This window comes from Pseudomonas sp. B21-015 (genome assembly GCF_024749285.1).
GTDB lineage: Bacteria > Pseudomonadota > Gammaproteobacteria > Pseudomonadales > Pseudomonadaceae > Aquipseudomonas.
Map to the genome: position 1 here is coordinate 221,133 of NZ_CP087196.1, position 11,585 is coordinate 232,717.

Consider the following 11,585-nt stretch of genomic DNA (forward strand, 5'->3'; position numbering starts at 1 on the left):
CCGATTACCCCACTTTCACCATGTGCGGTTGCGAGATGCGCTCGGGCGGCAGGTGGTCGAGGTCACGGCTGACCAGCAGCAGGACTTCTGCCGAGGCATCGGACACTTGCGCTTTGTAACCGGCGATGGAGCGGGCGAAGATGTTGTAGATGACCACCGCGGGAATCGCTGCAACCAGACCCAGCGCGGTCGCCAACAGGGCTTCGGCGATGCCGGGGGCCACGACGGCGAGGTTGGTGGTCTGGGTTTTGGCGATGCCGATGAAACTGTTCATGATGCCCCACACGGTGCCGAACAGGCCGACGAACGGTGCGGTGGAACCGATGGTGGCGAGCACGCCGGTGCCGCTGCTCATGTTGCGACCGCAGGCGGCAACCAGGCGCTCCAGGCGGAAGCTCACACGTTCCTTGATGCCTTCTTTTTCGCGGCTGTTGGCCGACAGGCGCATTTCTTCCAGCGCGTCGTGGACCAGCAGGTTGGCGAGTGTGCCTTCCTTGGCCGCCGTCGCGCTGGCTTCTTTAAGGGTGGCGGCTTTTTTCAGGTGGGCGATTTCAACACGCAGACGACGCTTTGCGCCGATCAACTCGAAGCCCTTGGCGATCCAGATAGTCCAGGTGATGATCGAGGCGATGGCCAGGCCGATCATCACGATCTTCACGATAATGTCGGCGTTCTGGTACATGCCCCACGGCGACAGGTCATGGGCCATGCCCAGCGAGTTGTCGGCTTCGAGGACTTCCGGCACGTCAGCAGCGTCTACGGCCTGAGCCGGGTCGGTCGCGGCAGGTGCGGTTTGAACGGCTGGTGTCTGAGCGGCGGCAGGCTGTGTGGCTGGCGCTTGTGCATCGGCGAATGCGGCGGTCGGCGCCAGCGTCAGGCTGAGCAACAGGGCGGCCACCGCACTCCAGGCGCGAGGTCGTTTGGTTGGCGAAGCGGGGAATTGATTGCGTGTCATGCTGGCCGGACCTGAAAGGAAAAAAACGGTAGATGTTCTTCCAGGCCTCGTGAGGCCGAGAACAAAAGTGACCCGCATTATTGCAAGTAATTCTTGTTAACAAAAGTAATAGAGTATCTTTTTTTCCTTCATTGCTAGCCGCTCGTCCCTTGCCAGCGCTAGTCTGTGGCTTTCCGATAGGAGTTTTCTGATGTCCGCGCCTTCTGTTTTAATCGCCGGCTGCGGTGATGTCGGCAGTCGTCTGGCCACGCAATTGCTGAATTCAGGGTGGGAGGTTCACGGTTTGCGGCGTGACGTCTCACGCCTGCCCCAAGGGGTAATTGGCGTTGCCGGTGACTTGTTCAATAAAGACTGCCCGCCGACCTGGCCAATCGGCGCGGTGGATTACCTGGTGTATTGCGCGGCGGCTACCGATCACGATGAGGCCGGATACCGCGCCGCTTATATCCAGGGTTTGCAACACGTGCTGGAATGGCTGGGGGACTACGGGCAAGTGCCCAATCGGCTGCTATTCGTTTCCAGCAGCAGCGTTTACGGTCAGCAAGAGGGCGAGTGGGTCGACGAGAACTCGCCGACCGTGGCGGCTGGCTATTCAGGGCGTGTGATGCTGGAGGCCGAGCAAGTGGCGCGTGATAGCGGCATTCCGGCCAGCATCGTGCGCCTGACCGGCATTTATGGTCCGGGCCGAGAGTGGCTGCTGACCCAGGTCCGTCGCGGTTATCGCGTGGCGATCGATCCACCGTTGTACGCCAACCGCATTCACGTCGATGACGCTGCGGGGTTGCTGGCGTTTCTGCTTGAGGAGGATCGGCGTGGGGTGACGCTGGATGATGACTATATAGGCGTCGACGATGCGCCCGCGTCATTGGCGGAGGTGGTGGGCTGGTTGCGTGAGTATCTGGGTGTGACCGAATGGGCCGAGGATGCGAGTGTGCGTCGTGCCGGCAGCAAGCGCTGCAGCAATGCCCGGGCGAAGGCGTTGGGTTGGCAACCAAAATATCCGAGTTTCCGCGAAGGCTACGCTGCGATCCTCGAAGGTCGCTGCTGAAATCCGGTTACACACTACAACTGTGGGAGCGGGCTTGCCCGCGATGGCGGTGTAACAGTCAACCTGGATGTTGAATGTTATGGCCTCATCGCGGGCAAGCCCGCTCCCACAGGGTTATCTGTTGGCTTCAGATTCGGGTTACTGCTTTTCCAGCAACCATTTGCGATCACCCGGCGTAAACGAAGGCATCTCGTCCGCCAGTGCGGTATTCACGGTCTGGAAAATCTCCAGTTCCTTGCCCTTGCGCGCAAAGATCCAGGTATTGCCCTGGCCGTTCACCTGCAGCCAGATGTTGTCGTGGCCGCCGCTCATCGACGCGCAATCGCCTGCCAGGCACAGAGCATAACGATCGGTACCCGGAAGACCGGCAACCTGGCCATCGGCCTGGAACTGCACGGTGTTGCCTTCGCCGGGGCCGCTGAGGATTTTCCAGCTGCCGCCCATATAAGCCGAATACAGCGCCCGCTCGAAACTCGCGCCAATCGGTGCGCCGTCCGGCACCTGGACCGATGCGCGGTCGAAGACTTGCTCCGGCTCGTTGTCGTTGGCGGCCTGGCTCAGTTGCTTGCCGTCACGCTTCAGCTCGCTGGCGGAGCTGCCATAAAAGTCGATTTTCCAGGCGCCGGACTGTTCGCCCAGCAGCTTGCCTTCGACGTTTTCAAAACCATTGGTGTAGCGGGCCTGACCGGCCTTGGTGTTGACGTCCCATTCCAGGTTCGGGCCATAGGCCTGGAGCGCTTCACGCAGGGGGCCGCCTTTGGATGCAGCATCGATCGCTACCTGATTGATCCAGGTGCCGCTGATATCACGGTCGGCAGGGTTGCTGGCACATCCGCCCAAGAGTAGGGCGACCAGCGAGAGAACTAGCGCTTGGCGCATGGTGGAATCCTTTCAGAACCCTTTTTACAAGATCAGTCGGCGCAGCCTCGCAAGGCTGCGCCGCACGTTTACTCGATGACCAGAATGGCATCCATTTCAACCTGCGCACCCTTTGGCAGGGCCGCTACGCCGATGGCGGCGCGGGCCGGGTATGGCTGGTCGAAGTACTTGCCCATGATCTCGTTGACCTTGGCGAAGTGGCTCAGGTCGGTGAGGAAGATGTTCAGTTTGACGATGTCCTTGAACGAACCACCGGCCGCTTCAGCCACGGCTTTGAGGTTCTCGAACACCTGGACGGTCTGGGCTTCGAAGCCTTCGACCAGTTCCATGGTTTTTGGGTCCAGAGGAATCTGACCCGACATGTAAACGGTGTTGCCAGCCTTGATCGCCTGGGAGTAAGTACCGATGGCGGCCGGGGCCTTGTCGCTGTTGATAACGGTCTTGGTCATGTAAGACTCCTTGTGAAGGGTGGGCTACGCGCGCATGCGGGTGATGCGGATCACGCCGGTCAGGGCGCGCAGTTTCTTGATCACGCGGGCCAGGTGCACGCGGTCGTGCACACTGACCACCAGTTGGACCACGCTGATACGACCGTCGCGTTCGTCCATGCTGATTTTTTCGATATTGCCGTCGGCCGCGTTGACGCTGCTGGCCAGCAGGGCGATCAGGCCGCGCTGGTGTTCCAGTTCGACGCGCAGCTCGACGTTGAATTCGCCGGTGACATCCTTGGCCCACGAGAGCTGGATGCATTTTTCCGGGTTATGGCGGATTTCGCTGATGTTGCGGCAGTTGTCCAGGTGCACCACCATCCCTTTGCCGGCGGACAGATGGCCGACAATCGGGTCGCCCGGGATCGGCGTGCAACACTTGGCGTAACTGAGCACCAGACCTTCGGTGCCACGAATCGCCAGCGGACCTTCTGGGCTCGGCAGCTGTTCGCCTTCGCCCAGCAGACGACGGGCGACCACGTAAGCCATGCGATTACCCAGGCCGATGTCTTCGAGCAGGTCTTCGATCAGTTCGAGGCGGTATTCGTGGAGCATCAACTGCACGCGCTCGGCCGGAACTTTTTCCAGGGAGCTGTCGAAACCGTTGAGCACCTTGTTCAGCAGGCGTTCGCCGAGGCTGATGGATTCGGAGCGGCGTTGCAGTTTCAGCGCATGGCGGATGTGGGTCCGCGCTTTGCCGGTGACCACGAAGTTGAGCCATGCCGGGTTCGGCCGCGCGCCAGGGGCGCTGACGATCTCGACCGTGGAGCCGCTTTGCAGCGGTTCGGACAGCGGCGCGAGACGACGGTTGATCCGGCAGGCAATGCAGCTGTTGCCCACGTCGGTGTGCACCGCGTAAGCGAAGTCGACCGCCGTGGAGCCTTTGGGCAGCTCCATGATCCGGCCCTTGGGCGTGAACACGTAGACCTCGTCCGGGAACAGGTCGATCTTCACGCTCTCGATGAATTCCAGCGAGTTGCCGGCCCGTTGCTGCATTTCCAGCACGCCTTTGACCCACTGGCGGGCGCGGGCATGGGTGCCTTTGGGCTGCTCGTCGCCGCTGGATTTGTACAGCCAGTGGGCGGCGATGCCGTTGTTGGCCATCTCTTCCATTTCACGGGTGCGGATCTGGATCTCGATCGGTACACCGTGCATGCCGAACAGCGTGGTATGCAGCGACTGGTAGCCGTTGGCCTTGGGGATCGCGATGTAATCCTTGAAGCGCCCCGGCAACGGTTTGTACAAATTATGTACGGCACCCAGCACGCGGTAGCAGGTATCGACCTTGTCGACGATGATCCGGAACGCGTAGACGTCCATGATCTCGTTGAAGGCTCGACGCTTGCCGCGCATTTTCTTGTAGATGCCGTAGAGGTGTTTCTGACGACCGCTGACCTCGCCCTGAATGCCGTCGATGGCCAGGCAGTGGCTGAGGGACTCTTCGATCTTGTTGACGATTTCCTTGCGGTTGCCCCGGGCGCGCTTGACCGCCTGGTTGATCCGCGCGGAACGCATCGGGTGCATCGCCTTGAAGCCGAGGTCTTCGAACTCTATGCGGATGGCGTGCATGCCCAGCCGGTTGGCGATGGGCGCATAGATTTCCAGGGTTTCCTTGGCAATCCGCCGACGTTTTTCGCCGGACAGCACTTCCAGGGTGCGCATGTTGTGCAGGCGGTCGGCCAGTTTGACCAGGATCACGCGAATGTCGCGCGCCATGGCCATGGCCATTTTCTGGAAGTTTTCGGCCTGGGCTTCGGCTTTGGTCTCGAAGTTCATCTGGGTCAGTTTGCTGACCCCGTCGACCAGTTCGGCCACGGTTTCGCCGAACTGCGCTTGCAGCGCTTCCTTGGCAATACCGGTGTCTTCGATTACGTCATGCAGCATCGCAGCCATCAGGCTCTGATGGTCCATGTGCATGTCGGCAAGAATATTCGCAACCGCGAGTGGGTGCGTGACGTACGCCTCACCGCTACGGCGGCGTTGGCCGTCATGGGCTTGTTCGGCGTAGAAGTACGCTCGGCGGACCAGATTGACCTGGTCCTTGCCGAGGTAGGTCGATAAGCGATCGGCGAGGGCGTCTATGCTCGGCATGATAATTCCTGCCGTTTGCTATGACCCCGCGCCGTGCTACGTCGACCAGGCATGACCTTATACTGCCTCGTTGGACTCGTCCTCGAACGCTGCGAACAGCGGTTCGTCTTCGACGATTTCAGCGTTGGCGATGAACTCGTAGCTCATCAGGCCTTCAGCGATTTCACGCAGAGCTACAACAGTGGGCTTGTCGTTTTCCCACTGAACCAGGGGCTCTTTGCCACCGGTGGCCAGTTGACGGGCACGCTTGGTAGAGAGCATGACCAGCTCAAAGCGGTTTTCCACGTGTTCTAGGCAGTCTTCAACGGTTACGCGGGCCATGGTATTCCTCGGAGCGAATGCAATATGCGCGCTGCCCGGTTGGGCGAGCGGACTCAACAGTTTAAAAAATCACCAGCGATTAGGGAAGCGCTGATTTTTTGACCAGGCTCTTCAACGCGCTATAAGTGCCAATGTAAAGCCCTTGCAGCGGTTTTGGGAAGAGCTGTTTAGCCAAGCAATTCAGCCAATAACTTGCCATGACGCTGCTGCTGACGCTTCTGATGCAGCTGATTGGCGCGGAAAATCGCCTTCAGATCGTCCAGTGCGTGGGCAAAATCGTCGTTGATGATCAGGTAGTCATAGTCGACGTAGTGGCTCATCTCGCTGACGGCTTCGCGCATCCGGCCGTCAATGATCTCGTCGCTGTCCTGGCCTCGATTGGTCAGGCGCTGGTGCAAGGCCTCCAGGGACGGCGGTAGAATGAAAATCGAGCGGGCCTGGGGCATCAACTTGCGTACTTGCTCTGCACCCTGCCAGTCGATTTCCAGAATCAGGTCATGGCCCGCGTCCAGTGTCTGCTGCAGGTGGCTTTGGGACGTACCGTAGAGATTGCCGAACACTTCGGCGCGCTCGAGGAAGTCACCATGCTCGCCCATCTTCACGAACGCTTCACGCGAGACGAAGTGATAGTTCACGCCGTTCACTTCACCTGGGCGCATGGCGCGAGTGGTGTGGGAGACCGAGACGCGGATCGCCGGATCAGTATCGGTCAGGGCTTTGACCAGGCTGCTCTTGCCCGCGCCCGAAGGCGCAGAAATGATGTATAGGGTGCCGGTGCTGTGGGTCATGTCGGGTTTGCCTTACTCAATATTCTGCACTTGTTCGCGCATCTGCTCTATCAACACTTTGAGGTTGACCGCCGCCTGTGTGCTGCGCGGGTCGAAGGCTTTGGAGCCCAGTGTGTTGGCTTCGCGGTTGAGCTCCTGCATCAGGAAGTCCAGGCGCCGACCGGCGGCGCCACCGGATTTGAGTACCCGACGAACTTCGATGATGTGAGTGCTCAGGCGATCCAGTTCTTCGGCGACGTCGCTCTTTTGCGCGAGCATGACCATTTCCTGTTCCAGTCGCTGCGGGTCGAGGTCGGCCTTCATGTCGGTGAAGCGGTCGAGGACTTTCTGGCGCTGGGTGGCAAGCATTTGCGGGACCAGTTCACGCAGGGTCACCACATCTTCCTCGATGGACGTCAGGCGCTCGTTGATCAACCGCGCCAGCTCTGCGCCTTCGCGCTCGCGGCCGGCCTTGAGTTCCTTCAGACCCAGGTTGAACAGCGCCAGGGCTTCGGCATTCAGCGCTTGCGGGTCGGCGGCATCGGCCACCAGCACGCCGGGCCAGGCCAGGACTTCCAGCGGGTTCAGCGCGGCCGGGTTCTTGATCAGGCTGGCGACCGTCTCGGCGGCAGCGACCAGTTGAGCGGCGCGTTCGCGATCCACCTGCAACGGTTTACCGGTGCTTTCTTCGGTAAAGCGCAGGGTGCATTCGAGCTTGCCCCGGGAAATTCCCTGGCGCAGGGCTTCGCGGACCGCGCCCTCGAGGTCGCGGAATGATTCCGGCAGGCGCAGATGGGGTTCCAGGTAGCGGCTGTTGACCGAGCGCAGTTCCCAGCTCAGGGTGCCCTGGACGCCGGCTTTCTCGACGCGGGCGAAGGCGGTCATGCTGTGCACCATGGAGGTACCTCGCAATGCAGGTCGTCGCGTAACCAGAGTTTCGCGGACCCGCTATCTGTGAATTAAAGCCGACAGGCAGCAAAGGCGCAGGATTGTAGCGCAGTGGGGCGGATGCGCCCAAACACACGCTGTGACAAAGAGCTGCAGGCCGTCGGCTACGCTCTATTCAGGGGCTTCAATCGTCGGGCGATTTTTTTAGAAGTGCCCAGTCGCGGCCCACGGCTCTATAATGCTCGGCAGTTTTCCGTCCCCCGTACAGGTAATCCCTATGAAACGTCCAAGTGGTCGCGCTGCCGATCAGCTCCGCTCGATCCGCATTACCCGCAACTACACCAAACACGCCGAGGGTTCTGTGCTGGTCGAGTTCGGTGATACCAAGGTCATCTGCACCGTCAGCGTCGAGAACGGCGTGCCGCGTTTCCTCAAAGGTCAGGGCCAGGGCTGGTTGACCGCTGAATACGGCATGCTGCCGCGCGCCACCGGCGAGCGTAACCAGCGTGAAGCGAGCCGTGGCAAGCAAGGTGGCCGCACTCTGGAAATCCAGCGGCTGATCGGCCGCTCCCTGCGCGCTGCGCTGGACATGTCCAAGCTGGGCGACATCACCTTGTACGTCGACTGCGACGTGATCCAGGCTGACGGCGGTACCCGCACCGCGTCCATCACTGGCGCCATGGTTGCACTGGTCGATGCCTTGAAAGTGATCAAGAAGCGTGGCGGCCTCAAAGGTGGCGACCCGCTCAAGCAAATGATCGCTGCCGTGTCGGTGGGCATGTACCAGGGCGAGCCTGTGCTTGACCTCGACTACCTGGAAGACTCGGCGGCCGAGACTGACCTTAACGTGGTGATGACCAGCACGGGTGGCTTCATCGAAGTTCAGGGCACTGCCGAAGGCGCGCCGTTCCAGCCGGAAGAGCTGAACGCGATGCTGGCACTGGCGAAGAAAGGCATGATCGAGATTTTCGAACTGCAGAAGGCTGCACTGGCCGACTGATTGTTTTGACGTCCGGCAAAGGAGAGCGCCATGAGTGATGAACAGCAGTTGCTCCCCACCCCGAGCCCCGAGGCTCGCCAGTGGGCGATGTTTTGTCACCTCTCGGCGTTTCTCGGAGTCTGGTTTCCGCTCGGTCACCTGATCGGGCCGCTGATACTCTGGCAGTGGAAGCGTGAAACCGATCCGTTCATTGACGCCCAGGGCAAAGAAGCGCTGAACTTTCAGATCACCGTGGCGCTGGTCTCGGGCATCTGTTACCTGCTGATGCTGGTGTTGATCGGCTTTGTGCTGCTGCCGTTGGTGCTGATCGGGGCGATGGTGCTGTGCATCATTGCCGGGCTCAAGGCCAATGACGGGGTGCCTTACCGCTATCCCTTCACCTGGCGGTTGGTGACATAAATACACTGCTGATCCCCTGTGGGAGCGGGCTTGCTCGCTCCCACAGGGGATCAGCGCGCACAAAAAAGCCGACAGCGATGTCGGCTTTTTTGCATCTGCGAAAAGACGCTTAGATCGTCAGCGTCCAGTCGTAGTCCACGATCAGCGGCGCATGCTGCGAGAACCGTGGCTGACGCGGCAGGCGCGCACTGCGTACGAAGCGGCGCAGGCCCGGGGTCAGCAACTGGTAGTCGAAGCGCCAGCCCAGGTTGAGCATCTCGGCCTGTTCGTTGTCCGGCCACCAGCTGTACTGGTCGCCTTCACGGCTGACTTCCCGCAGGGCATCGACGTAACCCATGTTGCCGACAATCTCGTCCATCCAGGCACGCTCAGGCGCCAGGAAGCCCGGGGATTGCTGGCTGTCGCGCCAGTTCTTGATATCCAGCTTCTGTTGCGCCACGTACAGCGAGCCACAATAAATGTACTCGCGACGTTTGCGCCGCTGTTTATCCAGATAACGGGCGAAGTCGTCCATTAGCTTGAACTTCTGGTTCAAGTCTTCATCGCCGTTCTGCCCCGAAGGGAGCAGCAAGGTCGCGATGCTGACCTTGTCGAAATCGGCTTGCAGGTAACGCCCGTAGCGGTCGGCCGTCTCGAAGCCAAGACCGCTGATGACAGCCTTCGGTTGCAACCGCGAGTACAAAGCCACGCCACCTTGGGCGGGAACTTCGGCTTCGCAGGCATAAAGGAAGTAGCCATCCAGTTGGAAGGCTGGATCGTCCAGTTCAAAGGCGGAGGCACGGGTGTCCTGCAGGCAGATGACGTCGGCATTCTGTGCTTGCAGCCAACTGAGCAAACCACGCTCGACTGCAGCCTGAATACCATTGACGTTCACACTGATGATCCGCATAAGTGGCCCCAAAAATCGCGTGCGGGTATGATACACGGCGTCTACCTAATTAGCTAAATCCGTGGTATTTGGGGTTTTTTTCATGCAAGCGTATCAGCGCGACTTCATTCGTTTTGCCATTGATCGTGGCGTTTTGCGCTTCGGTGAGTTCACCCTGAAGTCCGGACGCACCAGTCCTTACTTCTTCAATGCCGGCCTGTTCAACTCGGGTTCCGCCCTGGCGCAGCTGGGGCGTTTCTATGCGGCAGCCATCGTCGAGAGCGGTATTTCGTTCGACGTGCTGTTCGGCCCGGCCTACAAAGGCATCCCGCTGGCGGCGACCACTGCGGTGGCGCTGGCCGAACATCATGGCCGTGATTTGCCATGGTGCTTCAACCGCAAGGAAGCCAAGGCCCATGGCGAAGGCGGCAGCCTGGTCGGCGCGCCATTGACCGGCGACGTGCTGATCATCGACGACGTGATCACCGCAGGCACCGCCATCCGTGAAGTGATGCAGATCATCGCTTCCCAGGACGGCGCCAAGGCCAAGGGCGTGCTGATCGCCCTGAACCGTCAGGAGCGTGGCAACGGCGAATTGTCGGCCATCCAGGAAGTGGAGCGCGATTTCGGTATTCCGGTGATCAGCATTGTTTCGCTGAACCAGGTGCTCGAGTTCCTGGCGGATGATCCGCAGCTCAAGCAGCATTTGCCGGCGGTTGAAGCCTATCGCGCCCAGTTCGGCGTCTGACCACAATTCCCCCTGTGGTATCGGGCTTGTGTGGCGAGGGAGCTTGCTCCCGCTGGGCTGCGTAGCAGACCCAAGGATTTTGTGAGTGCTGCGCACTCAAGCGGGAGCAAGCTCCCTCGCCACAAAAGGTGAATTACCACAGGAATTGCATACAAAAAAAGACCCCGCTCAGCTTGGCTGAGCGGGGTCTTTTTGTTTGTGTTGCTTAGTGACGCTTGCGGTTGCTGATCAAGGTACCCACACCCGTGTCGGTGAAGATTTCCAGCAGAATCGCATTCGGCACCCGACCATCGATGATCAACGAGCTGCCCACGCCGCCTTGTACCGCTTCCAGCGCGCAACGAATCTTCGGTAGCATGCCGCCGTAGATGGTGCCGTCGGCGATCAGCTCGTCGACTTGCTGGGTGCTCAGGCCGGTCAGGACCTTGCCGGTCTTGTCCATCAGGCCGGCGATGTTGGTCAGCAGCATCAGCTTTTCAGCCTTCAGTGCTTCGGCCACTTTACCGGCCACCAGGTCGGCGTTGATGTTGTACGACTCGCCGTTGGCGCCCACGCCGATTGGCGCGATCACCGGGATGAAATCGCCTTTGACCAGCAGGTTCAGCAGGTCGGTGTTGATGCCGACCACTTCGCCCACCTGGCCAATATCAATGATTTCCGGCTGGGTCATTTCCGGCGTCTGACGGGTAACAGTGAGCTTTTTCGCGCGAATCAGCTCGGCGTCTTTGCCGGTCAGGCCGATGGCGCTGCCGCCATGACGGTTGATCAGGTTGACGATGTCCTTGTTCACCTGGCCGCCGAGGACCATCTCCACCACGTCCATGGTCTGCGCGTCAGTCACGCGCATACCATCGATGAAGTGGCTCTCGATCGACAGACGCTTGAGCAGGTCGCCGATTTGCGGGCCACCGCCGTGAACCACCACCGGGTTGATACCGACGGCTTTCATCAGCACGATGTCGCGGGCGAAGCCGGTTTTCAGCTCCTCGCTTTCCATCGCGTTGCCGCCGTATTTGATCACCAGCGTCTTGCCGACATAGCGGCGAATGTAAGGCAGCGCTTCGGACAGGACCTTGGCGGTGTTGGCGGCGGCTTCGCGTTCGAGGGTCATTCAGGGCTCCGGGTGCTTCAGA

At 60.2% G+C, this 11,585-nt stretch carries 13 protein-coding genes; 4 read left to right on the plus strand and 9 right to left on the minus strand.

Going from position 1 to position 11,585, the window contains the following annotated elements; translation table 11 throughout:
- Window positions 1–4 precede the first annotated feature (4 nt).
- On the minus strand, window positions 5–955 hold the full coding sequence (gene exbB / locus LOY38_RS00910; protein ID WP_258698472.1) for a tonB-system energizer ExbB: 951 nt from the start codon (window positions 953–955) through the stop codon (window positions 5–7).
- A gap of 190 nt (window positions 956–1,145) precedes the next feature.
- On the opposite strand from exbB, the gene LOY38_RS00915 reads away from it, so the two are divergent.
- Window positions 1,146–2,003, plus strand: a complete 858-nt coding sequence (locus tag LOY38_RS00915) for an SDR family oxidoreductase (protein ID WP_258698473.1) — start codon at window positions 1,146–1,148, stop codon at window positions 2,001–2,003.
- Between the two features lie 138 nt (window positions 2,004–2,141).
- On the opposite strand, the gene LOY38_RS00920 is transcribed toward LOY38_RS00915, so the two are convergent.
- The 6 genes from LOY38_RS00920 to LOY38_RS00945 all read right to left on the minus strand — a co-directional run bounded on the left by LOY38_RS00920 (window position 2,142) and on the right by LOY38_RS00945 (window position 7,446).
- Complete coding sequence (locus LOY38_RS00920) at window positions 2,142–2,882, minus strand: hypothetical protein (protein ID WP_258698474.1); 741 nt, start codon at window positions 2,880–2,882, stop codon at window positions 2,142–2,144.
- 68 nt (window positions 2,883–2,950) lie between these two features.
- Window positions 2,951–3,331: a RidA family protein gene (locus tag LOY38_RS00925; protein WP_253546077.1), complete on the minus strand. Its 381-nt coding sequence runs from the start codon at window positions 3,329–3,331 to the stop codon at window positions 2,951–2,953.
- A gap of 24 nt (window positions 3,332–3,355) precedes the next feature.
- Window positions 3,356–5,461, minus strand: coding sequence for a bifunctional GTP diphosphokinase/guanosine-3',5'-bis pyrophosphate 3'-pyrophosphohydrolase (gene spoT / locus LOY38_RS00930; RefSeq protein ID WP_007934594.1), 2,106 nt, complete (start codon window positions 5,459–5,461; stop codon window positions 3,356–3,358).
- Window positions 5,462–5,518: 57 nt separating this feature from the next.
- On the minus strand, window positions 5,519–5,782 hold the full coding sequence (rpoZ, locus tag LOY38_RS00935; protein ID WP_003177259.1) for a DNA-directed RNA polymerase subunit omega: 264 nt from the start codon (window positions 5,780–5,782) through the stop codon (window positions 5,519–5,521).
- A gap of 167 nt (window positions 5,783–5,949) precedes the next feature.
- Complete coding sequence (gene gmk / locus LOY38_RS00940; protein WP_258698475.1) at window positions 5,950–6,570, minus strand: guanylate kinase; 621 nt, start codon at window positions 6,568–6,570, stop codon at window positions 5,950–5,952.
- A gap of 12 nt (window positions 6,571–6,582) precedes the next feature.
- Window positions 6,583–7,446 carry a YicC/YloC family endoribonuclease gene (locus tag LOY38_RS00945; protein WP_258698476.1) on the minus strand — a complete coding sequence of 288 codons (864 nt, stop codon included), beginning with the start codon at window positions 7,444–7,446 and terminating at the stop codon, window positions 6,583–6,585.
- 268 nt (window positions 7,447–7,714) lie between these two features.
- Here LOY38_RS00945 and rph point away from each other — a divergent pair, with 268 nt between their 5' ends.
- A complete protein-coding gene (gene rph / locus LOY38_RS00950) occupies window positions 7,715–8,437 on the plus strand; it encodes a ribonuclease PH (RefSeq protein ID WP_258698477.1) in 723 nt (240 codons plus the stop codon).
- Window positions 8,438–8,467: 30 nt separating this feature from the next.
- On the plus strand, window positions 8,468–8,836 hold the full coding sequence (locus tag LOY38_RS00955) for a DUF4870 domain-containing protein (RefSeq protein ID WP_258698478.1): 369 nt from the start codon (window positions 8,468–8,470) through the stop codon (window positions 8,834–8,836).
- A gap of 109 nt (window positions 8,837–8,945) precedes the next feature.
- Here the strand turns inward: LOY38_RS00955 and LOY38_RS00960 are convergent, their stop codons facing one another.
- Complete coding sequence (locus LOY38_RS00960; protein ID WP_007934608.1) at window positions 8,946–9,725, minus strand: exodeoxyribonuclease III; 780 nt, start codon at window positions 9,723–9,725, stop codon at window positions 8,946–8,948.
- Between the two features lie 82 nt (window positions 9,726–9,807).
- On the opposite strand from LOY38_RS00960, the gene pyrE reads away from it, so the two are divergent.
- Entirely contained in the window at window positions 9,808–10,452 is a 645-nt protein-coding gene (gene pyrE, locus LOY38_RS00965) for an orotate phosphoribosyltransferase (protein WP_258698479.1), read from the plus strand.
- Between the two features lie 205 nt (window positions 10,453–10,657).
- Here the strand turns inward: pyrE and argB are convergent, their stop codons facing one another.
- Window positions 10,658–11,563 carry an acetylglutamate kinase gene (argB, locus tag LOY38_RS00970; protein ID WP_071552791.1) on the minus strand — a complete coding sequence of 302 codons (906 nt, stop codon included), beginning with the start codon at window positions 11,561–11,563 and terminating at the stop codon, window positions 10,658–10,660.
- Window positions 11,564–11,585 lie beyond the last annotated feature (22 nt).

Bases quoted from the DNA above. Each gene is read 5' to 3' on its own strand.
- exbB (WP_258698472.1), bottom strand. From the start codon at position 955: ATGACACGCAATCAATTCCCCGCTTCGCCAACCAAACGACCTCGCGCC.
- LOY38_RS00915 (WP_258698473.1), top strand. From the start codon at position 1,146: ATGTCCGCGCCTTCTGTTTTAATCGCCGGCTGCGGTGATGTCGGCAGT.
- LOY38_RS00920 (WP_258698474.1), bottom strand. From the start codon at position 2,882: ATGCGCCAAGCGCTAGTTCTCTCGCTGGTCGCCCTACTCTTGGGCGGA.
- LOY38_RS00925 (WP_253546077.1), bottom strand. From the start codon at position 3,331: ATGACCAAGACCGTTATCAACAGCGACAAGGCCCCGGCCGCCATCGGT.
- spoT (WP_007934594.1), bottom strand. From the start codon at position 5,461: ATGCCGAGCATAGACGCCCTCGCCGATCGCTTATCGACCTACCTCGGC.
- rpoZ (WP_003177259.1), bottom strand. From the start codon at position 5,782: ATGGCCCGCGTAACCGTTGAAGACTGCCTAGAACACGTGGAAAACCGC.
- gmk (WP_258698475.1), bottom strand. From the start codon at position 6,570: ATGACCCACAGCACCGGCACCCTATACATCATTTCTGCGCCTTCGGGC.
- LOY38_RS00945 (WP_258698476.1), bottom strand. From the start codon at position 7,446: ATGGTGCACAGCATGACCGCCTTCGCCCGCGTCGAGAAAGCCGGCGTC.
- rph (WP_258698477.1), top strand. From the start codon at position 7,715: ATGAAACGTCCAAGTGGTCGCGCTGCCGATCAGCTCCGCTCGATCCGC.
- LOY38_RS00955 (WP_258698478.1), top strand. From the start codon at position 8,468: ATGAGTGATGAACAGCAGTTGCTCCCCACCCCGAGCCCCGAGGCTCGC.
- LOY38_RS00960 (WP_007934608.1), bottom strand. From the start codon at position 9,725: ATGCGGATCATCAGTGTGAACGTCAATGGTATTCAGGCTGCAGTCGAG.
- pyrE (WP_258698479.1), top strand. From the start codon at position 9,808: ATGCAAGCGTATCAGCGCGACTTCATTCGTTTTGCCATTGATCGTGGC.
- argB (WP_071552791.1), bottom strand. From the start codon at position 11,563: ATGACCCTCGAACGCGAAGCCGCCGCCAACACCGCCAAGGTCCTGTCC.